Below are 20,757 nucleotides of genomic sequence, written 5' to 3'. Positions count from 1 at the left end.
AAACCACTTTAAAAATTCTATTTTATGATTCTTTCACTTCTAACAAACCAACTTCACCATCTTCACGGCGATACAAAACATTAGTTGTTTGATCTTCTACATCTACATAGATAAAGAAATCATGTCCCAATAAATCCATTTGAAGAAGGGCTTCTTCTAAATCCATTGGCTTCAAATCAATTTGTTTTGAACGAACGACTTTGGGTTGCACATCATTTGCATCTTCAACTAGAGCATCTGTAAAGAGTTGACTTGTTGCAACTTTATTTTTATTCTTACGTTCGATTTTAGTTTTATTTTTACGAATCTGACGTTCAATTTTATCTGTCACAAGATCGATAGAACCATACATATCTTGAGAAACATCTTCTGCACGAAGAGTAATAGAACCAAGTGGAATTGTTACTTCAACCTTTGCTGTTTTTTCACGGTAAACTTTCAAGTTTACACGTGCATCCAACTCTTGCTCAGGTTGGAAATACTTTTCGATCTTTTCGAGTTTAGAAACTACATAATTACGAATTGCTTCTGTTACTTCTAGGTTTTCACCACGGATACTATATTTAATCATATAAGTACCTTCTTTCTAAACATTTTTGTTTTTCTAACTATATTATAACGCTTTCATTTTCGTTTTGCAAATTTTTTCCTCATCTTACAAGGGAAAAAGTTTTAACTTCCAAAGCACCTGCTTCTTCCAAAAGTCGTTTTACACGATTCACAGTTGCCCCTGTTGTATAGATGTCATCAATCAGCAAAATCTTCTTAGGAAGTGAGATTCCATCTTTAATAAAAAATGGAATTTCAGTAGCTAACCTTTCCAAACGACTTTTAGAAGAACTAGCCCTCTCTTCTCTTTTTCCTAATATGTCTTTAAAAGAAAAACCTGCTGCCTCAACCAAACCTTCGACTTGGTTAAACCCCCTCTCAATTAATCTTTCAGGGCTTAGGGGAATCAACACAAATTGATAACCTCTATACTTTTTCAACTCCTCAGCAAGAACGGAAGCAAAAACTTTTCTAAGCAAAAAATCTCCATCAAACTTATATCGACTGAAAAAGTCTTTCATAGCTTGATTATAGGTAAAAATCGCCTTATGATCAACCTGAACTCCTTCTTTACACCAAAATTTACAATCTTGACACCTAGTTGTCAATCCTGCTTTCATACAGTTTGGGCAATATTTCTCACTAATTTTCTCAAAACTAGAAGCACAATCTGAGCAAAGATAACTGCAGTCATTCTTCAAAAGGAAAAGACTACTAAAAGTCAGCTCACCCTTTGTAGTCTGGCCACATAATAAACAGTTCATAATCCCGCCTCCTTGTTCATCTGCTTGATTTCCTTGATTGCCTTCTTGATTGAAGCATTTAATCCGTCATGAAAGAAGAGCAACTCACCAGTTGGTCTGTCCATACTACGCCCAACTCGACCACCAATCTGAATCAAACTAGACTTGGTAAAGAGACGATGATTAGCTTCTACTACGAAAACATCCACACAAGGGAAGGTAACCCCGCGTTCCAATATTGTCGTACTGATCAGTATTGTTAGTTCTCCATCTCGAAAAGCTTGTACTTGCTCTAATCGGTCTTCTGTCACAGAAGACACAAAGCCGATATTCTCATTCGGATACTGCTCCTCCAAAATTTCTTTTAGGTTTTCACCTTTCTTAATCTCTGATGCAAAAATCAGTAAGGGATAACCTGTTCTTCTCTGTTTCTCAATATAGGTCTTTAACTTAGTTGACAACTGACTTCTCTCTAAACAGCGATTAAAATCTGATAGCCAGACTGGCTTAGGAATAATCAAAGGATTTCCATGAAACCGTCTCGGCAAGCTCAATCGTTTTAATTCTCCTGTGCGAACCTTCCTATCTAACTCATCTGTAGAAGTTGCTGTAAGGAATATTCTTACCCCTTCTTCCTTTACACTATTCTTTACAGCATAGTAAAGCATAGAGTTATCAACATAAGGAAAGGCATCTACCTCATCCACTATCAACAAATCAAAGGCATGATAGAATTTTAATAACTGATGAGTTGTTGCAACTACTAAGGGAGTCCGAAAATAGGGCTCTGATTCGCCATGTAGTAGTGCTACATCGCAAGCAAAGTCATTCTGCAGTCGCTTATACAGTTCCAAACATACATCAATTCGAGGACTTGCCAAACAAACTGCACCACCATCATTAATCACTTTGCCCACAACTTGATAAATCATCTCTGTCTTTCCAGCACCTGTCACAGCATGAACTAAAGTCGGTTCTTTCTTTTTAACTGCTCGAATCAACCCCTCTGATACCTTTTCCTGAAAAGGGGTTAACTGACCACACCATTTGAGAACATCTTGCTTAGGGAAATCTTCCTGTGGAAAATAGTATAATGTCTGATCACTCCTAACTCGCTTCATCAGTAAACACTCTCTGCAATAGTAGGCGCCAATAGGCAAATACCATTCTTCTAGAATCGTACTATTACAACGTTGACAAAACAGTTTCCCCTTCTCTTTTTTCATTGCCGGCAGTTTCACTGCTACCTGTCGCTCTTCTTCAGTTAATTCTTTCTCAGTAAACAAGCGACCGAGGTAATTTGGATTTACTTTCATACTTTAATATTCGTAAAAATCTAGCACTTTAGATATTTTTTTAGTACAATTAAATCATGGAATTTAGAACAATTAAAGAGGATGGGCAGGTCCAAGAAGAAATCAAAAAATCCCGCTTTATCTGTCATGTCAAGCGTGTTTATAGTGAAGAAGAGGCTCGTAATTTTATCACTGACATCAAAAAAGAACACTACAAAGCCACCCATAACTGCTCTGCTTTTATTGTAGGGGAACGAAGTGAAATCAAACGTATGAGTGATGATGGGGAGCCTAGTGGTACTGCTGGAGTCCCTATGCTGAGCGTCTTAGAAAATCATAATCTTACCAATGTCTGTGTAGTAGTTACCCGCTACTTTGGTGGCATCAAACTAGGTGCTGGTGGTTTGATTCGTGCTTATGCAGGTAGCGTAGCCTTGACTGTCAAAGAAATTGGCATTATTGAAATCAAAGAACAGGCTGGCATAGCCATTCAGATGTCTTACGCTCAGTATCAAGAATATGGCAATTTCCTTAGAGAGCATAAACTCATAGAACTCGAGACAAATTTTACAAATCAAGTTGCTACAATGATCTATGTTGATAAGGAAGAGAAAGAAAATATCAAAGCTGCACTTGTTGAGTTCTTTAATGGAAAAATCACTTTAACTGATAAAGGTTTACGAGAAGTTGAGGTTCCTGTAAACTTAGTGTAAATAAAAAAGAACTCCTCTCATCAGATATGAGCTCTCTTTACAAGCAATAAAGCACTACTGACTATAATATATCTATTTATATCCATCTATTTGATGAAGATAGATAACATAGGGATAATAATGGAATTATTAATATCTATTAGGAATAGCCTCTCATAATCAAACCAGAATGACTATCTCAAAACTTTGATATAAAAAAATCCTATCACTTTGATAGGATTTCTATATTTTACAAATAGCCTTGAGCGCGTTATACTAGTATCATCTTATACAAAGAGGTATATCTATGGCTGTTTATAATAATATTACTGAACTAATCGGACAAACACCGATTGTTAAACTCAACAACATTGTTCCAGAGGATACTGCAGATGTCTATGTTAAACTAGAAGCCTTTAACCCAGGATCTTCAGTCAAAGACCGTATTGCCCTTAGCATGATTGAAAAAGCGGAACAAGATGGTATTATAACACCGGGTGCTACCATTGTTGAAGCAACGAGTGGAAATACTGGAATCGGTCTTTCATGGGTTGGTGCTGCTAAAGGATATAAAGTTGTTATCGTCATGCCAGAAACGATGAGTGTGGAACGACGTAAGATTATCCAAGCTTATAGTGCTGAACTCGTCCTCACTCCTGGTAGCGAAGGAATGAAAGGGGCTATTGCCAAAGCTCAGGAAATCGCTGCTGAACGTGACGGCTTCCTTCCACTCCAATTTAATAACCCAGCTAACCCAGAAGTACACGAAAGAACAACAGGAGCTGAAATACTGGCTGCTTTCGGTTCTGATGGACTAGATGCTTTTGTGGGTGGTGTTGGTACTGGTGGGACGATTTCAGGTGTTTCTCATGCACTCAAAGCAGCAAATCCATACATTCAAGTTTATGCAGTTGAGGCAGACGAGTCAGCTATCTTGTCTGGTGAAAAACCAGGGCCTCACAAAATTCAAGGCATCTCAGCTGGATTTATTCCTGAAACACTTGATACAAAGGCCTATGATGGTATCGTCCGCGTAACGTCAGATGATGCTCTAGCACTTGGCCGTGAAATTGGTGGAAAAGAAGGCTTCCTTGTTGGGATTTCTTCAGCTGCAGCGATTTACGGAGCAATTGAGGTTGCCAAGAAATTAGGTACAGGTAAGAAAGTCCTTGCTTTAGCACCAGATAACGGCGAACGTTATTTGTCTACAGCACTCTATGAATTTGAAGTGTAGTCTCCTAAATGCACTTAGCCCTTATTAAAGGGCTTTTTGTTTACTCATATAAAGCCTACCCTCTAGACCAAAAGAAAAAGGAAGCAATTTGCTTCCTTTTCTATTAGTTATTCAAGGCTGCTGCCATTGTAGCTGCAACTTCAGCTTCAAAATCATTTGCAGCTTTTTCGATACCTTCACCAACTTCAAAGCGAGCGAACTCAACTACTGAAGCATTTACTGATTCAAGGTAAGCTTCAACTGTCTTGCTGTCATCCATGATGTATACTTGTGCAAGAAGTGTGTATGCTTGGTCAACTTTAGTGTTGTCAAGCATGAAGCGATCCATTTTACCTGGGATGATTTTGTCCCAGATTTTTTCGGGTTTGCCTTCTGCAACTAATTCAGCTTTGATATCTTCTTCAGCTTGAGCAATCACTTCATCAGTCAATTGAGCTTTTGACCCATATTTCAAGTGTGGAAGAGCTGTTTTACCAACCATTGCACGGCTATCATTATCTTGGTCAATCACGTGGTTCAATTGTGCCAACTCATCTTTAACGAACTGCTCATCCAATTCTTTGTAAGAAAGAACTGTTGGTTTCATCGCAGCGATATGCATTGAGATTTGTTTAGCAAGTGCTTCATCTCCACCTTCAATGACAGAGATAACACCGATACGTCCACCATTGTGTTGGTATGCTCCAAAGTGTTGTGCATCTGTTTTTTCAAGCAAAGCAAAACGACGGAATGAGATTTTTTCACCGATTGTAGCTGTTGCAGATACATAGGCTGCTTCAAGAGTTTCACCTGAAGGCATTATCAAAGCAAGTGCTTCTTCGTTATTAGCTGGTTTACCTTCAGCAATTACTTTAGCTGTTGCATTTACCAAGTCAACGAATTGAGCGTTTTTCGCAACGAAGTCAGTTTCAGCATTTACTTCAACTACTGCTGCAACGTTACCGTTAACAAATACACCAGTCAAACCTTCAGCTGCAACACGGTCAGCTTTCTTAGCTGCCTTAGCCATACCTTTTTCGCGAAGCAATTCGATTGCTTTTTCGATATCACCTTCAACTTCAACCAATGCTTTCTTAGCGTCCATAACACCAGCACCAGATTTTTCACGCAACTCTTTTACAAGTTTAGCTGTAATTTCTGCCATTTTAATTCTCCTATATTTTTTGAAAATAGGAGAGCCGGGCTAAGCCCCGCCCTCCTAGGTAATTACTATTTATATAAATTAAGCGTTGTCGCCTTCTACAACTTCAACGATTTCTTCGATTGAGTCAGCTTGAGTTTCTGAAGCTACAAATTCAGCTTCAACTGCTATCGCGTCTTCACCTTGACGACCTTCGATGATAGCGTCAGCCAATTTAGCTGTAATCAATTTAACAGCGCGAATAGCGTCATCGTTAGCTGGGATGATTACATCGATGTCATCTGGATCAGTGTTTGTGTCAACCATCGCTACAACTGGGATACCCAATTTTTTAGCTTCTTTAACAGCGATTTGCTCTTTATGTGGGTCAACTACGTACATTACATCTGGGATACGAGGCATATCTTCGATACCACCCAAGAATTTTTCAAGACGTGCACGTTGTTTGTTAAGAAGTGCAACTTCTTTCTTAGGAAGAACATCAAAGATTCCTTCTTCTTCCATGCGTTTGATTTCTTTCAAACGAGCAATACGTTTTTGGATAGTTCCCCAGTTAGTAAGAGTTCCACCCAACCAACGGTGGTTGATGTAGTATTGACCTGAACGTTCTGCTTCTTCCTTAACAGCATCAGCAGCTTGTTTCTTAGTACCAACAAACAATACAACTGCATCGTTAGCTGCAGCATCACGCATGAAGTCGTATGCTTGGTCAGCGTATTTTACAGTTTGTTGCAAGTCGATAACGTGGATTCCGTTACGCTCAGTGAAGATGTACTTAGCCATCTTAGGGTTCCAGCGACGAGTTTGGTGACCAAAGTGTACACCAGCCTCAAGAAGTTGTTTCATTGAAATTACTGCCATGAGTATTTCTCCTTTTTGTTTTTTTCCTCTTCTTGACTTCAACTCGCAAAACGACCCAAGGGCAACTGCTTCACAATTCATCAAGAATGAGTATTATCGTTCACACGACAAGTTTTATTTTACCATACTTTTTCAATATTTTCAAGCTATTTTGGTAGATTTTGGTCTTGCTTTCGATTAGATAACTTCTCAAAGTAACTTCCACTTTCCTGACCGAAGTGGAAATTCGTCTAAAACGGATTTTCATGGTGGAATTAAGTGTGAGACGTTTGAGTTAGAAATGAGGTCTACTCTGACCAAACAGAAACACCTTACCCTTTCAGACCGTAATGATATCCAACTAGGCTTAGAGCGCGGTGAAACCTTCAAAGCTATTGGACAATCCATTCTAAAAGACCCAACTACTGTTTCAAAAGAAGTCAAACGAAACAGACAAGTTAGAGAATCTACATGTGATAACCTTCCTTGTCCTCAACAATACGAACAAACTCTTGTCGAGGCTCGTGAAGGAACTCCTCTCAATTCTCAGACTTTCTGGGACTCCGAAAAGGATACCTATCTATCGCTCCTATTGACCTAGCCAGAGCCGTTAAATTTAAAGAAAGACGGAAAAATAAGCTACCTTCCATCCCTAAAGAAGCTAAAAAACCGTTCCTCTGAGGATTTTCAAATCTATTTAGCCCTGAATCAACTAGACTCATGGCTGGAAATGGACACGGTTATGGGCAGAATGGGAGGTAAAATCCTAGTCACCTTCAATCTTTCCTTCTGTAACTTTATCTTCGCTAGGCTGCTGGAGAATCAAACTGCCCTTGCGGTTACCAAACACCTCATGATATTAAGAACACTCTTCACCAAGCGAACAAAGACTTTTTCCAACCCTTTCCCGTCATTCTTACCGATAATGGTGGAGAGTTTGCCAGGGGCGATGACATCGAAATGGATATTCGAGGAGAAAGTAAACTCTTCTTTTGTGACCCTAATCGCTCTGACCAGAAAGGGAGAATTGAGAACATTCACACGCTGATTCGCGACCTTCTACCTAAAGGAACTTCCTCTGATAACTTCATTCAAGAGGACATCCATCTCGTCTGTTCGCATGTCAACAGTGTCAAACGAGCTGCTTTGAATGGAGAGTCAGCCTATGAACTCTTTGCCTTTACTTACGGAGAAGGGATTCCTAAGCTTCTTGGTATTTCTAAAATACCTGCAGAAGACGGCTGTCAATCTTCTAAATTACTTCAATATAGGTTCTAAAAACGAACCTTCAACCCCATTCAAACGTCTCACTCTAACTTCCACCATAGCGGAACTTAATCTGAAATGCTTTCAGATGAGGGGATTTTGTGCCCTCTTTTTTCGATTCCTTTTGGCTACAAAAGCGATGAAATCAAGCATGAGTAAAACCAGTGGAACTTAGCCTGACACGGATTTCCACTGGTTTTTAGAATTTTTCAGATCAACTTCCACTTCTACTAGCGGTGGAACTTAGTTTGGGAATTTAGCCTTTTATACCCTTATTTTTGCTATTTTATATTAGCTATATTGAAACTAAAAATCCTACATTTTAACAATCGATTTTATGCTAGGATGAAATTTTTTCGAGACAAAGTTAGTATACTTCTCTCATACTTCCTGCATCCACATCATCAGGAGTCAGTGGAGATTCTCGAAGTAACTGCATATCCTCTCTCACACTCTCTTCAACATCCTGGAATCGTAAAAAATCTTGATCAGACACATCAACTCCGAGCTCGTATTTCAAATGTTCATGAAAACTTTCATTTTGAAATACGAGCTCCACAGTCTGTATGGTGAAGCACCACGATTTCTCTTGTCCCCATTTGTTGCTGGGAAATAACTAGCGAACGAATCATGTCTTCAGTCACTCGACCACCCGCATTCCGCAAGATATGGGCATCCCCAAGTGCCAAACCAAGAGCATGGGCAACGTGTAAACGCGAGTCCATGCAGGTCACGATAGCTACTCTGGTTTTCGATTTAAGTGACAGATTTAACTGCCCATGTAGGGCAACATAAGCCTGATTGGCTTGCATAAACTGTTCAAAATACGACATGCTTCCCTCCTTGAAAATTTGATAGTCAAATATTTCTCCTATCTTATCATTTTTAAGAGGATTTGTCACGGATTATGCAAAGACCTTTTTCAAAACTTCCTGAATCGTTGTCACCCCAATGACCTGAATTTCCTTAGGCGGAGTGATTCCTGTCAAGGAATTCTTGGGTACATAAATCTTGGTAAAACCCAGTTTTGCCGCTTCATTGATACGTTGTTCGATACGATTCACACGCCGAATCTCTCCAGTCAAGCCCAATTCTCCTACAAAACATTCCTGAGGATTGGTTGGCTTATCTTTGTAACTAGAAGCAATGGCAACAGCAACGGCTAAGTCAATCGCAGGTTCATCCAATTTGACACCGCCAGCAGATTTGAGATAGGCATCCTGATTTTGCAAGAGAAGACCTGCCCGCTTTTCCAAAACAGCCATAATCAAGCTAGCACGATTAAAATCAAGTCCTGTCGTTGTACGCTTGGCATTTCCAAACATGGTCGGTGTCACCAAAGCCTGAACCTCCGCCAAAATCGGACGCGTCCCTTCCATGGTCACAACGATTGACGAACCAGTTGCCCCGTCCAAACGCTCCTCTAGGAAAACCTGACTCGGATTGAGCACCTCAACCAATCCGCCCGACTGCATCTCAAAGATACCAATCTCATTAGTGGAACCAAAACGGTTTTTGACCGCTCTCAAGATACGAAAGGTATGGTGGCGTTCCCCTTCAAAGTAAAGCACCGTATCCACCATATGCTCCAACATACGAGGACCAGCCAAGGTTCCTTCCTTGGTCACATGACCTACGATAAATATAGCAATGTTATTGGTTTTGGCCAGCTGCATAAGTTCAGCCGTCACCTCACGCACTTGAGAAACAGACCCCTGCACCCCTGAAATCTCAGGAAACATAATGGTCTGAATGGAGTCGATAATGAGAAAATCTGGCTGGATGCGCTCCACCTCTGCTCGAACACTCTGCATATTGGTCTCTGCATAGAGATAAAACTCGCTATCAATATCTCCCAAGCGTTCCGCTCGCAACTTGATTTGCTGGGCAGACTCCTCCCCACTGACATAGAGAACCGTTCCCACTTGAGACAACTGGGTTGAGACTTGTAGGAGAAGGGTCGATTTTCCGATTCCAGGATCCCCACCGATGAGGACGAGACTTCCTGGTACCACTCCGCCTCCAAGCACACGGTTGAATTCGTCCATCTCCGTCTTGGTTCGATTGACATTGATTGAAGTCACCTCAGCCAGTTTCATGGGCTTGGTTTTCTCACCTGTCAAGGACACACGCGCATTCTTTACCTCGGCAACCTCAACCTCTTCTACAAAGGAAGACCAAGACCCACAGTTGGGACAACGTCCCAAATATTTAGGGGAATTATACCCACAATTTTGACATACAAATGTCGCTTTTTTCTTTGCGATGATAAACCTCTTTCTATATCTCTAACTCACACTCAATTACTTGGCAAAAATCAATCTTCTCATTTGGCACAAACTGGCGCATGAGCATTCCGTGAGTTACAATGATAATAGTTTTATAATTTTTATATTTTTCCAAAGTTCTTAAAAAACGATGACGCATCTCCAGAGCAGTTTCATAGCGATAAGGAGAATCTTCAGGTAAACTTCCTTGATGTTTTAGATAATATTCATGAGCTACCAATACACTAGTTAAATCAGAGTTAGTACCATCTAAGTCTGGACGCCACTCATGAAAAAACGGCTCCATAAATAAGTCCAATCCTGTTTCAACCGCTATATAATGGGCTGTTTCTAAAGCCCTCGTCACAGACGATGAAATAATAATCTATGCCTTTCCAAAACATGCAGTTTTAGCAACTTCTTTTGCCAGACTGCGACCTTTTCCTGTCAATGGTGCTAAATCACGACCAAAACCACTATAGAGTCGCGGATTTTCAAGTTTATCAAGCATACTATAATCTGGCTCCCCGTGACGTACAAAGATAATCTTCATTCTAGTGCCCTGTCGATCCAAAACCACCAGTTCGAACGCCATCAGCCGCATCGCCATCTGCAATTAAGAAAGGAGCAAAGACAGCTTGGACAACACGTTCTCCAACTTCAAGAACAACCTCTTGGTCTGTGATATTCTTCATCTGAGCAAAAATATGCCCTTCATTCCCAGGATTTCCATAATAATCCCCATCAATGACCCCAACCGAGTTAATTAAAACCAAACCCTTCTTACGAGGGTTTGAAGAGCGATCATAGAGATAGAGAACCTCAGTCGGTTGCATATAAGCCTTAACCCCTGTCGGAACCAATACAATCTCTCCTGGAGCGATAACTGTGCGCACAGCAACCTTTAAGTCGTAACCAGCTGCATGCGCTGTCTCACGATTGGGCAATAAATTTTCATCTGTAAAAGTAGAAACCAATTCAAAACCACGAATTTTCATACTTATCATTCATTCCTTTCGTTTCACTCAAGGCACAACACCGAATGAAAAGATGTTGTGCTCTTTATTTTAGTTTACAATAGAGTTGAGGAGTTCTATCACTACTACAAATCACGGGAAGGAAAGTAAGTGAGTGGTATAGCCACTACCTCGAATAATTATAGGTGTAGTTCTTCCCATCAAGCACAAGAACGGTGACTAAGAGCACGTAAACTTATATGTGGATAAGCGACTCGTTTGTGAAAGGGAAGAACAGTCAAGGGATAGGCAGACTCAAATTTGGTGAAAGGAGACCCCTCATGTTAAAAATTGTTTATCCCAATTGTTGTGGAATTGATGTGCATAAAACCTTTATTGTAGCAGTTATTGCCATCACCAATAATCAAGGAATTACAACCTACCATCGTAAACGGTTTTCCACCTTTACCAATGGTCTCATTCAGCTACGTGATTGGTTAGGATACTATTCCTGCTTTGATGTCTGTATGGAATCTACTGGTAAATACTGGATTCCTGTTTTCAATATCCTAGAAGAACATACCAATGTCTGCTTGGCTCATCCCAAGTATGTCGAGGCTATTCGTGGAAAGAAAACCGACAAGAAAGATGCGCAGTGGATTGCCGACATCTTCAAGCATGATTTAGTCGCTCCTAGCTTTATTCCCCCGCTCAAAATCAGACAACTCCGTGACCTCTTTCGCTATGGTATGAAGTTAACACAACTCCAAGTTAGCGAGAAAAATCGTTACCAGAATTGTCTCACTTGGTCTAACCTTCAAATTGCAAGTGTCGTTTCCGATGGTTTCGGAAAAAGTGCTCAAAAGATTATCCAGAGTATCTTTGACAATCCAGAGGAGAAACCAACTATTGAGCAGCTCATTCACAAGAGAATGAAGAATAAAGTACAAGACTTGGACATCGCTATAGAGGGCGAGCTAACACCAGAACAAGCCGAGAAAATCAGAGTCATCAAGGCTCACTACGATGCCTTAGCTATCTGTAAAGAGGACTTGGAACAGATGATTCGTGAACTTGGTCGTGACTATCAAGAACAAGTTAAGCTGATTCAAACAGTACCTGGTTTTAAAGATGAACTATCTGCTCTCAGAATTATCTCTGAGATTGGTGAAAATATGACTGTCTTTGATAATGCAGGAAAACTCTGCTCGTGGGCAGGTTTAGTTCCAGCTAACAATGAAAGTGCTGGCAAGAAATACTCTACTCACATTTCCAAAGGTGGGAGATACCTCAAACCTTTTCTCGTCCAAATCGCTAACGCGGTTGTCAAGTCTGATAAACATCTCGAATTCAAGAACCAGTATCTCAGACTCAAGAAGCGCCGTGGTCATCGAAAAGCAATGATCGCTATCTGTCGCAGATTACTGGTTTCTGTGTACCAAATGCTACGGAAACAAGAAGACTACAATCCTGCTTTACAAGGACTGACCGAAATACGAAATCCTGATAAAACGATGTCTGTTCAAGACGCTGTTCGTTTTGCACAACAACACGGATTCAATGTCGCTTAATTTCAAAAATCAGCTTGCAAGACCTCTTTTTAGTGTACCTAAAATTAGGAGAAACAATAAATCAATTAGCTTTTATCTTTTTTTCAAACTTTTCTCTTACTGTTTAAAATAGCATATCCCAAATGCGTGGGAGAAAAATCAATGCGCCTGTTAAGGCTGCGAAAAGAGAGACCACTAATACCGCGCCAGCTGCCATATCCTTGGCATTTTTAGCCAGCATAGAAAAGTGATAGTGACTGGCCAAATCCACCACATTTTCGATAGCGGAGTTGATAATCTCAAACGCTACTACCAAGAAAATGCTCAATAGGAGAAAGAGCCATTCGATTCGTGACACCTGAAAAACAAAACCTGCAAGAATGCCTACAAGAGCCGTCACTGCATGTTTTCGCATATTGCGTTCTTCCTTGATAGCAGTAAAAATTCCTGTGAGAGCAAATTCTAAACTGGATATCAGGTCACGATTTTTCCATTTTCGTTTATTGTCTTGTGAGTCCATAGGCTGTCAAAATTTCTTCTTGTAAACCGAACATCTCCGCTTCTTCTTCCGGAGTATAGTGATCATAGCCATTGATATGTAAAAAGCCGTGTACTGCCAAGAAACCCATCTCACGCTCAAAGCTGTGGCCATATTCCTCGGCCTGCTCATGAGCCTTATCGATAGAGATGAACAATTCCCCAATATAGGCATCAAACTCAGACATCATCTCTGCCAATTCCGGATTTTCAAGCAAATCTTCCTCGTCAAAGGCAATTTCCAACTCTGGCTTATATTCAAGACTGATAACATCTGTCGGACGGTTCGTGTCACGGTACTCCAGATTGAGTTCATGACTACGTTCATTGGTCACAAAAGTGACTGCCATCTCCTTGTCTTCTTTTCCTAATTTTTGGGCTGCAAATTCCAAAATTTCTTGGGTTTGTTGTAAGATTTCTTTTGAAACTTGACCAGTTTCATCTACCATTTCAATATACATGTGCTTCTCGTTTCTCTTTACTTGGCTTTATTATACCACATTTCCATGATTTTATTCTACCTTTTTGATATAATACTATGGAATACAATCACAAGGAGAGAACGATGTCATTTGATGGATTTTTTTTACACCACATGGTTGAGGAATTGCAAAAAGAGTTAGTTAATGGTCGCATTCAGAAAATCAATCAGCCTTTTGAACAAGAGTTGGTCTTGCAAATCCGCAGCAATCGCCAAAGTCATCGCCTGCTCCTTTCTGCCCATCCAGTTTTTGGACGCATTCAGCTGACCCAAACGACTTTTGAAAATCCAGCCCAACCTTCTACCTTTATCATGGTTTTGAGAAAGTATTTACAGGGTGCCCTGATTGAGTCGATTGAGCAAGTGGAAAATGACCGTATCGTGGAAATCACAGTTTCCAATAAGAACGAGATTGGAGACCATATCCAGGCTACCTTGATTATCGAGATTATGGGTAAACACAGTAATATTCTACTGGTTGATAAAAGTAGTCATAAAATCCTCGAAGTTATTAAACACGTCGGCTTTTCACAAAATAGCTACCGCACCTTGCTTCCTGGATCAACCTATATCGCTCCACCAAGTACGGAACCTCTCAATCCTTTTACTGTCAAGGATGAAAAGCTCTTTGAAATCCTTCAAACCCAAGAGCTAACAGCAAAAAATCTTCAAAACCTCTTTCAAGGTCTAGGACGAGATACGGCAAACGAATTGGAAAGGCTCTTGGTTCGTGATAAACTTTCTACCTTCCGTCACTTTTTCGGACAAGAAACCAAGCCTTACCTAACGGAGACCTCCTTCAGTCCAATTCCCTTCGAAAATAGTGTAGGAGAGCCTTTTGCCAGCCTTTCAGAGCTCTTGGACACCTATTATAAGGACAAGGCTGAGCGCGACCGCGTCAAACAGCAAGCCAGTGATCTGATTCGCCGTGTTGAAAATGAACTTCAAAAAAATCGCCATAAGCTGAAAAAACAAGAAAAAGAGTTATTGGCGACAGACAATGCTGAGGAATTTCGCCAAAAAGGGGAACTGCTAACAACCTTCCTCTACCAAGTGCCTAACGACCAAGATCAGGTTATCCTAGACAACTACTATACTAACCAACCTATCACCATTGCGCTTGATAAGGCCTTGACTCCCAATCAAAATGCCCAACGCTATTTTAAACGTTACCAGAAACTCAAAGAAGCTGTCAAATACCTGACTGAGTTGATTGAAGAAACCAAGACAACCATTCTCTATCTGGAAAGTGTCGAGACCGTCCTCAACCAAGCTGGACTGAAAGAAATCGCTGAAATCCGTGAAGAATTAATCCAAACAGGCTTTATTAGAAGACGCCAACGCGAAAAAATCCAGAAACGCAAAAAACCAGAACAGTATCTGGCTAGTGATGGGAAAACCATCATCTATGTCGGTCGAAACAATCTTCAAAATGAGGAATTGACCTTTAAAATGGCCCGCAAGGAGGAACTTTGGTTCCATGCCAAGGACATTCCTGGAAGTCATGTCGTCATCTCAGAAAATCTCAATCCTTCTGACGAAGTCAAGACAGACGCGGCCGAACTAGCAGCCTACTTTTCCAAAGGGCGTTTGTCAAATCTCGTGCAAGTGGATATGATTGCAGTGAAAAAACTCAACAAACCAACTGGTGGCAAACCCGGTTTTGTAACCTACACAGGACAAAAGACTCTCCGCGTTACACCAGAGCCAGAAAAAATCGCATCCATGAAAAAATCCTGATTTCGCTTGAAATCAGGATTTCCTTTTACATTTTACTCTGCAATCAAGGTTTCCAAACCAACCTTCATCATATCGGTGAAGGTATTTTGGCGTTCTTCTGCAGTAGTGTCTTCATCTGAGTTGACCAAACTATCAGAAATGGTCATGATAGCAAGCGCATCAACATGATGTTGGGCAGCAAGATAGTAAAGGGCTGCTGCTTCCATTTCTACAGCTTTAACTCCCCATTTACCAAGCTCAATGTTCTTTTCAAAGCAGTTTGAGTAAAAGACATCGGATGACAAAACGTTCCCAACGTGGGTTGTCATACCGAGTTCTTTGGCGATATGGTAGGCCTTGTCTAGCAAATCAAAACTAGCGATTTGTGGGAAATCATACTGTGGCCAGTCGTTGCGGATGATGTTTGAGTTGGTTGCAGCTGCTTGCGCTAAAACCAATTCACGTACGTGGACATCTTCATTTAACGAACCAGCAGTTCCCACACGAATCAATTTTTTCACACCGTAGTCCACAATCAACTCACGCGCATAAATCGAAATCGATGGCATCCCCATCCCAGTTCCCATGACAGATACACAGTGACCCTTGTAAGTACCAGTGTAGCCAAACATGTTACGCACTTCGTTAAAACAAACAGCATCTTCAAGGAAATTCTCCGCAATAAATTTCGCACGAAGAGGATCCCCAGGAAGAAGAATTTTATCAGCAATTTCACCCTGCTGAGCAGCAATATGGATAGACATCGTTAAGATATAAAGGGCGACAGAGAACAAAGGAAAAATAGGAAACTGACGAAGCATCGCAGATGCTAGACAGTTTATCTTTTTTACATAGTTCTCCGCCCGTATTCAGTTCAGCGAATACGGTTTACCCATCCTTTCTTTATTTTATGAAGATTAAAGAGCGAGAAGAAAACGGCTGAAAATTAGGAATCTGACTAGAAATCCTGATTTCTCAGTCAGATTATCTATTTTCCAAGTTTTCCGCTCGTGTTCAAATCAAAACACGCGCTCTACCTTTCTTTTTAATTTTATTCTCTCACAGATAGCTACCTGAGTCCTATTCAAGCTCAGGTAGTTTTTTATAAACTGAATTATCTAACTGTCATTGTATCATCAGATTACAAGACATCATCGTCACTCACCTTGGAATTCAATGTTGTACCCCAATGAGTGATTTTTCGATGTGGTTGGGCAAGGAGAGGTCTGTTGTCATAGATTGTTTGCCATCTATTCCAGATAAGACCTGTTCTCTTTTTAATCTTAATTCGCAGATTTCTCATATTTTCTTTGATTGGGAGGTTGAGGACAAGACCAGCAGTCTGATTATGTCCATTTCCTTCCCAAGAATGACTTCGAACAACTGAATGACCATTTTTATCTACTGTAACTTCTTCCCAAGTTATAGAATAGCGTGCAATGTAAGCTCCACTATGATGAATAGTTAGGGTTTTATCTTTTACAGGAATGTAATTTAACACTTGTACTGGCTTAGAAATTGGTGGTGTCACAGCATTCTTAGCTATAAATCGAAATACTTCTACTTCAGCAAGACTGAGAGCTTGATTTTTCTGACGCAATTGAATACGGACACGACGACCCAACTTGCCATCCAACTGAAGATCTAGACGATTTCCTACTAAACGAGAAACATATTTTCTAGTAACTTCTTTTCCTTTTTCATCATATAAAATCACATCAAAATCTGCCAAACGTTTGGAAAATTCGCCATCTACACGATTATAAAGGCGGATAAGTCCTACCTGTTCTGTACGACCTAAATCAACTTCCCACCAAGGCTGATTCTCAAATTTTGTATGAGTAATCGATTGCTGGCTGTAGCTACTATTGGTATTCCCATCCAAGGCACGTCTAGCATCTCCTCCAAACTCGGTAGAACTTTGGCGTGCTTGCTTTTTCCATGCGATATTTTCAGCACGCAAGACCTGAACTTCTGCGAGACTGAGAGCATTGTAACCATCTAACTCAATACGGACAAAACGAGCTTTTTTATAGTCAATTGCAATTTGTGCAGAGATATCTTTCAGAGATGCAATGCGCTTTCTCTCAATTTCTTTCCCAGAACTATCTAAAAGAATCACATTAAAATTGGTAAACCTATCCTGAGCAGTATCTGTTCGATTATAGATATTGATTTGACGAATCGTTTCTTCCTTGTCTAAATCGACTTGCCACCAAGGCTTAGATTGAAAATCTGTATGCGTTACAGAATGATGAGTATAATTCCCATCAACTTTTCCATCCACAGCCCTTCTAGCGTCACCTCCAAAAGCTGTCGAACTTTGGGTAACCCGTTTCCCTAGAGCTATATTTTCAAGAGGTTCAGCGCTTGGTTGACTAGATGACAGAGGGAGTTGTTGTTTCTTAAAGAAAGAAATTTTTTCCAGTTTTGGATCACGGTAACCCTGCTTGTCCAATGTTGTTCGTTTTCCAATATTAAAGTTTGGAATATCATTCATGCGACTTTCAAAATAGCCACGCGAACGGTGTTTAACATTGGCGCTTCCTGTAGATGTCACAACATCACTATCATTTTGTAGCACATATGTAACCACATTGTCGTTATCCACTACATAATGTTTAATTTTTCCATTTACAGCGAGCTTCCGACTTTCTAGTCCTACATCCCAGAAACCATTTTTGGCATTCCAGATTGTTCTTGAAGTAATGACCTTAGGTGCATTAAATGTTGTCACTTTTTTCAAAACATTATTATAAAAAGTAGGATATTTTTGATAGGCTTCAACTGCTGCTATTTGAGCTAAATAGCCTCCTAGCGAATGACCTGTCATATACAGATTGGTTATAGTGGAATCCTGCGCCAATTCTTTGACAACATTACGGATATCATCCGCTTGTGCAGGTTTATTTCCTCCTAGCAAGGTCAAGTCCGTTCTCAAATCTTTGGCATCATTCAGTCTTGTTCCACGTATAGCCAACATTTGAACAGTATTGTCTTTTAAATAAGGAAGATCACTCTTAGTTTCGAATAGATAAGCATCCAAACCGCTAGCTGTATGGTAAGCTTTTTTCATCTTCCAAAACGGGGCTAACTCATTGTGCATCATCTTATATTCTTGACGATTCAAGTAGAGACTCGGAAATGGATTTTTATGATCTAGAATTTTTTCGATATAGTCATCATCACGATAGGATAATTCCATAAAGAGAAGAGCGTCTCGATCTGTAACATACCATTGTTTCTTATTATCATCTTCTCCATCTGCTAGTCCATCCCCATCACTGTCTGCTAGTAATGGATGACTGTTATATCCTAGATAGTCCTTACCATCTTTACGATAAACATAAAGCTCATCCTTATTTTTGATACCATCCTGATCGTCATCACCTTCTAAATCAAGGACTTTTTCACCATAAAGAGAATTGTCAAGCAAATCATTTTCTGAGTGCAGTTCTCCTTTTGAGATTTTCAAAAGATCTTCTGCTGTCACAGGACGAGAAGTTGTAGCCTCATCCTTTACATTTTCCTCTTTATTCACTTCTTCAGGAACTAGAGCAGGCTCTGTTTCATGGGATTCCAGCTTTTCTTCTTCCTTCTGATTTTTAAGGACTTCTTTTGTTTCCGTAGCTGGTTGGATAACTGCCACTCTTTCCTCTATAAGAGGCGTTTCCTGTTTTTTATCAGTATTTTCTAGTTTTGTCGAACCATCCGTTGCATTTACGACTAGAGGAGTTTCGTTTTTCACAACTGGACTTCTTTCATTGGCAGAAATTCCTGTCGGTGCTAAAAAAGCATAACCAACCGCAACAGATACAACTCCGATACTTAATTTTTTTATGCCAAAACGCATCATTCGTTGACCGATTTTCATTCTTTTTCTAACTTTCTTTTATTTTCCCCTATTTACCAATCAGATCACTAAGCCTGTAAGCTATTTCGTCTTTCCAAGTCATTTTTCCTAATTGATAAATAAGAATGTGACAAATTTTTTGTAAAAATATAGTAGTTGATTGGATTTTTGTTCATCTTTTAATCACAACAAACCCAATCTTCTTTACTAAAGGCGATGAGAACTAAAACCTTCATTTCTAGTCTAATCCCATCACCAAGTTTTTTTACAATTCTGCAAGAATCGCTTTAAGCAAGCCTTTGAAATCACCTTTGACACGTTCGGTTACTTCTACAACTTCTTCGTGGTTAAGTTCTTCTTGGAAACCAGCCGCAAAGTTGGTAATACATGAAATTCCCAGAACTTTTAAACCTGAGTGAGCTGCCACGATAACTTCAGGAACCGTAGACATACCAACTGCATCTGCTCCCAGTGTCTTATAGGCACGGATTTCTGCTGGTGTTTCATAAGTTGGACCGGTTACACCGATATAGACACCTTCATCAAGCTTGATACCAAGTTTTTTAGCCACTTCATGGGCAGTAGCACGGTATTCTGGTGTGTAGGCCTTAGACATATCTGGGAAACGTGAACCAAAATCATCCAAGTTTTCACCCATCAATGGGTTTTGCCCCGTCATATTGATATGGTCAGAGATAGCCATCAAAGTACCTGGCCCATATCCAATACCACCAGCAGCATTGGTTACAATAACACCTTCACATCCAAGAACTTTCATGACACGAACTGGGAAAGTCACAACTTCCAGAGGATTTCCTTCGTAGAAATGGAAACGCCCTTGAAGAGCTAAGACCTTGCGACCTGCAAGTTCCCCATATACTAATTTACCAGCGTGACCAACTACTGTTGAACGGCCCCAGTTTGGAATCTCAGCATAGTCTACTACAACTGGATTTTCAATTTCTTCTGCCAATTCTCCAAGTCCTGATCCAAGGATTAGACCGAACTCAGGCGCTTGGATTCCCTTGTCTTTCAGGAAAGTAGCTGTTTCATGGATTTTGTTTAAAAATGTCATTGTGTGTCTCCTTTATTATTTTTTAAGCATTTGACCGATTTTGTCAAAAGTTTTAGCATTACGAATAGTAATGTGGCGATAGAAAGGCATCTTGAGCAAGTACTTATGATAGGCAGTCTTAGAATAGGATTCTTCAGAGAATTTCCCCCAGAAAATACCAAGTTTTCCAAAATGGAGCACTTCATCTTTTAAATCTAAACTTTCAACTGTCTGCATGACTTGCTCCACATCCAAACCCTCAGTGTAAAAGTGGACATCCTTTCATGCCAAATCTCTGGTCCGCCATTCAGGCAGATTTTTAAGTTCCGCTTCAAAGTCCTCTAGACTCAGCAAAGAAAAGCTCTGAATAAATGGACAATAGACTTCAAAGAAATCCTCTAACTTCTCAACCAACTAGGCTTTGACATCTGTCGATGTAAAGAAAATATTGCCACTGTTGATGTAAGTTTCAACCTTTCCCAGTCCCAACTCTGTCAATTCTTGACGAAGCTCCGCCATGACGACCTTATTCTTGCCACCAACATTGATGCCTCTCACCAGCAAAGCATAGCGCGTCATC

Annotated in this window: 16 protein-coding genes and 4 pseudogenes; 5 read left to right on the top strand and 15 right to left on the bottom strand. The window is 40.2% G+C overall.

The window, feature by feature from the left end; genetic code table 11:
* Nucleotides 1–22: 22 nt before the first annotated feature.
* The 3 genes from hpf to OVN21_RS07155 form a co-directional block, all read right to left on the bottom strand.
* A complete protein-coding gene (gene hpf, locus OVN21_RS07165; RefSeq protein WP_267247874.1) occupies nucleotides 23–571 on the bottom strand; it encodes a ribosome hibernation-promoting factor, HPF/YfiA family in 549 nt (182 codons plus the stop codon).
* Nucleotides 572–650: 79 nt separating this feature from the next.
* Nucleotides 651–1,313, bottom strand: coding sequence for a ComF family protein (locus tag OVN21_RS07160; protein ID WP_267247873.1), 663 nt, complete (start codon nucleotides 1,311–1,313; stop codon nucleotides 651–653).
* Nucleotides 1,310–2,608: a DEAD/DEAH box helicase gene (locus tag OVN21_RS07155; RefSeq protein WP_267247872.1), complete on the bottom strand. Its 1,299-nt coding sequence runs from the start codon at nucleotides 2,606–2,608 to the stop codon at nucleotides 1,310–1,312. The genes OVN21_RS07160 and OVN21_RS07155 overlap by 4 nt, the downstream gene beginning before the upstream one ends.
* 56 nt (nucleotides 2,609–2,664) lie before the next feature.
* On the opposite strand from OVN21_RS07155, the gene OVN21_RS07150 reads away from it, so the two are divergent.
* Both OVN21_RS07150 and cysK read left to right on the top strand, forming a co-directional pair.
* Nucleotides 2,665–3,300, top strand: a complete 636-nt coding sequence (locus OVN21_RS07150; RefSeq protein WP_267247871.1) for a YigZ family protein — start codon at nucleotides 2,665–2,667, stop codon at nucleotides 3,298–3,300.
* A 286-nt stretch (nucleotides 3,301–3,586) separates the two neighbouring features.
* Nucleotides 3,587–4,513, top strand: a complete 927-nt coding sequence (gene cysK / locus OVN21_RS07145; RefSeq protein WP_267247870.1) for a cysteine synthase A — start codon at nucleotides 3,587–3,589, stop codon at nucleotides 4,511–4,513.
* Nucleotides 4,514–4,616: 103 nt separating this feature from the next.
* Here the strand turns inward: cysK and tsf are convergent, their stop codons facing one another.
* Nucleotides 4,617–5,657: a translation elongation factor Ts gene (gene tsf, locus OVN21_RS07140; RefSeq protein ID WP_267247869.1), complete on the bottom strand. Its 1,041-nt coding sequence runs from the start codon at nucleotides 5,655–5,657 to the stop codon at nucleotides 4,617–4,619.
* Nucleotides 5,658–5,735: 78 nt separating this feature from the next.
* The gene (rpsB, locus tag OVN21_RS07135; RefSeq protein WP_267247868.1) at nucleotides 5,736–6,515 is read right to left on the bottom strand and encodes a 30S ribosomal protein S2; all 780 of its coding nucleotides are present in this window, start codon (nucleotides 6,513–6,515) and stop codon (nucleotides 5,736–5,738) included.
* 292 nt (nucleotides 6,516–6,807) lie between these two features.
* On the opposite strand from rpsB, the pseudogene OVN21_RS07130 reads away from it, so the two are divergent.
* Nucleotides 6,808–7,772: pseudogene (locus tag OVN21_RS07130) on the top strand (transposase).
* A 355-nt stretch (nucleotides 7,773–8,127) separates the two neighbouring features.
* On the opposite strand, the pseudogene OVN21_RS07125 reads toward OVN21_RS07130, so the two are convergent.
* The 4 genes and pseudogenes from OVN21_RS07125 to OVN21_RS07110 all read right to left on the bottom strand — a co-directional run bounded on the left by OVN21_RS07125 (nucleotide 8,128) and on the right by OVN21_RS07110 (nucleotide 11,025).
* Nucleotides 8,128–8,593: pseudogene (locus OVN21_RS07125) on the bottom strand (beta-class carbonic anhydrase).
* A 72-nt stretch (nucleotides 8,594–8,665) separates the two neighbouring features.
* Nucleotides 8,666–10,027 (bottom strand): DNA repair protein RadA, encoded by a 1,362-nt coding sequence (gene radA / locus OVN21_RS07120; RefSeq protein ID WP_267247995.1) that lies wholly within the window; start codon nucleotides 10,025–10,027, stop codon nucleotides 8,666–8,668.
* Nucleotides 10,028–10,040: 13 nt separating this feature from the next.
* Nucleotides 10,041–10,580: pseudogene (locus OVN21_RS07115) on the bottom strand (histidine phosphatase family protein).
* A 1-nt stretch (nucleotide 10,581) separates the two neighbouring features.
* A complete protein-coding gene (locus OVN21_RS07110) occupies nucleotides 10,582–11,025 on the bottom strand; it encodes a dUTP diphosphatase (RefSeq protein ID WP_267247994.1) in 444 nt (147 codons plus the stop codon).
* Nucleotides 11,026–11,324: 299 nt separating this feature from the next.
* Between OVN21_RS07110 and OVN21_RS07105 the strand changes: the two genes are divergently transcribed.
* A complete protein-coding gene (locus OVN21_RS07105; RefSeq protein ID WP_267247867.1) occupies nucleotides 11,325–12,554 on the top strand; it encodes an IS110 family transposase in 1,230 nt (409 codons plus the stop codon).
* 103 nt (nucleotides 12,555–12,657) lie between these two features.
* Here OVN21_RS07105 and OVN21_RS07100 read toward each other — a convergent pair whose 3' ends face one another.
* A complete protein-coding gene (locus tag OVN21_RS07100) occupies nucleotides 12,658–13,053 on the bottom strand; it encodes a diacylglycerol kinase family protein (protein ID WP_267247866.1) in 396 nt (131 codons plus the stop codon).
* On the bottom strand, nucleotides 13,034–13,531 hold the full coding sequence (gene ybeY, locus OVN21_RS07095) for an rRNA maturation RNase YbeY (protein WP_267247865.1): 498 nt from the start codon (nucleotides 13,529–13,531) through the stop codon (nucleotides 13,034–13,036). Before ybeY ends, OVN21_RS07100 begins: the two co-directional genes overlap by 20 nt.
* Nucleotides 13,532–13,635: 104 nt before the next feature.
* On the opposite strand from ybeY, the gene OVN21_RS07090 reads away from it, so the two are divergent.
* A complete protein-coding gene (locus OVN21_RS07090) occupies nucleotides 13,636–15,291 on the top strand; it encodes an Rqc2 family fibronectin-binding protein (RefSeq protein WP_267247864.1) in 1,656 nt (551 codons plus the stop codon).
* A gap of 32 nt (nucleotides 15,292–15,323) precedes the next feature.
* On the opposite strand, the gene deoD is transcribed toward OVN21_RS07090, so the two are convergent.
* The 4 genes and pseudogenes from deoD to OVN21_RS07065 form a co-directional block, all read right to left on the bottom strand.
* Nucleotides 15,324–16,034 (bottom strand): purine-nucleoside phosphorylase, encoded by a 711-nt coding sequence (deoD, locus tag OVN21_RS07085; protein ID WP_267247863.1) that lies wholly within the window; start codon nucleotides 16,032–16,034, stop codon nucleotides 15,324–15,326.
* 377 nt (nucleotides 16,035–16,411) lie between these two features.
* Complete coding sequence (locus OVN21_RS07075) at nucleotides 16,412–19,144, bottom strand: thiol-activated cytolysin C-terminal domain-containing protein (RefSeq protein WP_323744037.1); 2,733 nt, start codon at nucleotides 19,142–19,144, stop codon at nucleotides 16,412–16,414.
* Nucleotides 19,145–19,388: 244 nt separating this feature from the next.
* Nucleotides 19,389–20,198 carry a purine-nucleoside phosphorylase gene (locus OVN21_RS07070; RefSeq protein ID WP_267247862.1) on the bottom strand — a complete coding sequence of 270 codons (810 nt, stop codon included), beginning with the start codon at nucleotides 20,196–20,198 and terminating at the stop codon, nucleotides 19,389–19,391.
* Nucleotides 20,195–20,756: pseudogene (locus OVN21_RS07065) on the bottom strand (DUF1697 domain-containing protein). The gene OVN21_RS07070 and the pseudogene OVN21_RS07065 overlap by 4 nt, the downstream one beginning before the upstream one ends.
* Nucleotide 20,757: the final 1 nt, after the last annotated feature.

This window comes from Streptococcus sp. Marseille-Q5986 (genome assembly GCF_946902915.1).
GTDB lineage: Bacteria > Bacillota > Bacilli > Lactobacillales > Streptococcaceae > Streptococcus.
The sequence above is the reverse complement of the archived record's forward strand: the minus strand, read 5'-3'. Positions and strand labels throughout refer to the sequence as shown.

What these genes read in the sequence shown, in the direction of transcription:
- OVN21_RS07070 (WP_267247862.1), bottom strand. Translation starts at nt 20,198, where the DNA reads ATGACATTTTTAAACAAAATCCATGAAACAGCTACTTTCCTGAAAGAC.
- OVN21_RS07105 (WP_267247867.1), top strand. Translation starts at nt 11,325, where the DNA reads ATGTTAAAAATTGTTTATCCCAATTGTTGTGGAATTGATGTGCATAAA.
- ybeY (WP_267247865.1), bottom strand. Translation starts at nt 13,531, where the DNA reads ATGTATATTGAAATGGTAGATGAAACTGGTCAAGTTTCAAAAGAAATC.
- OVN21_RS07155 (WP_267247872.1), bottom strand. Translation starts at nt 2,608, where the DNA reads ATGAAAGTAAATCCAAATTACCTCGGTCGCTTGTTTACTGAGAAAGAA.
- OVN21_RS07090 (WP_267247864.1), top strand. Translation starts at nt 13,636, where the DNA reads ATGTCATTTGATGGATTTTTTTTACACCACATGGTTGAGGAATTGCAA.
- OVN21_RS07100 (WP_267247866.1), bottom strand. Translation starts at nt 13,053, where the DNA reads ATGGACTCACAAGACAATAAACGAAAATGGAAAAATCGTGACCTGATA.
- rpsB (WP_267247868.1), bottom strand. Translation starts at nt 6,515, where the DNA reads ATGGCAGTAATTTCAATGAAACAACTTCTTGAGGCTGGTGTACACTTT.
- OVN21_RS07110 (WP_267247994.1), bottom strand. Translation starts at nt 11,025, where the DNA reads ATGAAAATTCGTGGTTTTGAATTGGTTTCTACTTTTACAGATGAAAAT.
- OVN21_RS07075 (WP_323744037.1), bottom strand. Translation starts at nt 19,144, where the DNA reads ATGAAAATCGGTCAACGAATGATGCGTTTTGGCATAAAAAAATTAAGT.
- OVN21_RS07160 (WP_267247873.1), bottom strand. Translation starts at nt 1,313, where the DNA reads ATGAACTGTTTATTATGTGGCCAGACTACAAAGGGTGAGCTGACTTTT.
- hpf (WP_267247874.1), bottom strand. Translation starts at nt 571, where the DNA reads ATGATTAAATATAGTATCCGTGGTGAAAACCTAGAAGTAACAGAAGCA.
- tsf (WP_267247869.1), bottom strand. Translation starts at nt 5,657, where the DNA reads ATGGCAGAAATTACAGCTAAACTTGTAAAAGAGTTGCGTGAAAAATCT.
- cysK (WP_267247870.1), top strand. Translation starts at nt 3,587, where the DNA reads ATGGCTGTTTATAATAATATTACTGAACTAATCGGACAAACACCGATT.
- OVN21_RS07150 (WP_267247871.1), top strand. Translation starts at nt 2,665, where the DNA reads ATGGAATTTAGAACAATTAAAGAGGATGGGCAGGTCCAAGAAGAAATC.
- deoD (WP_267247863.1), bottom strand. Translation starts at nt 16,034, where the DNA reads ATGTCTATCCATATTGCTGCTCAGCAGGGTGAAATTGCTGATAAAATT.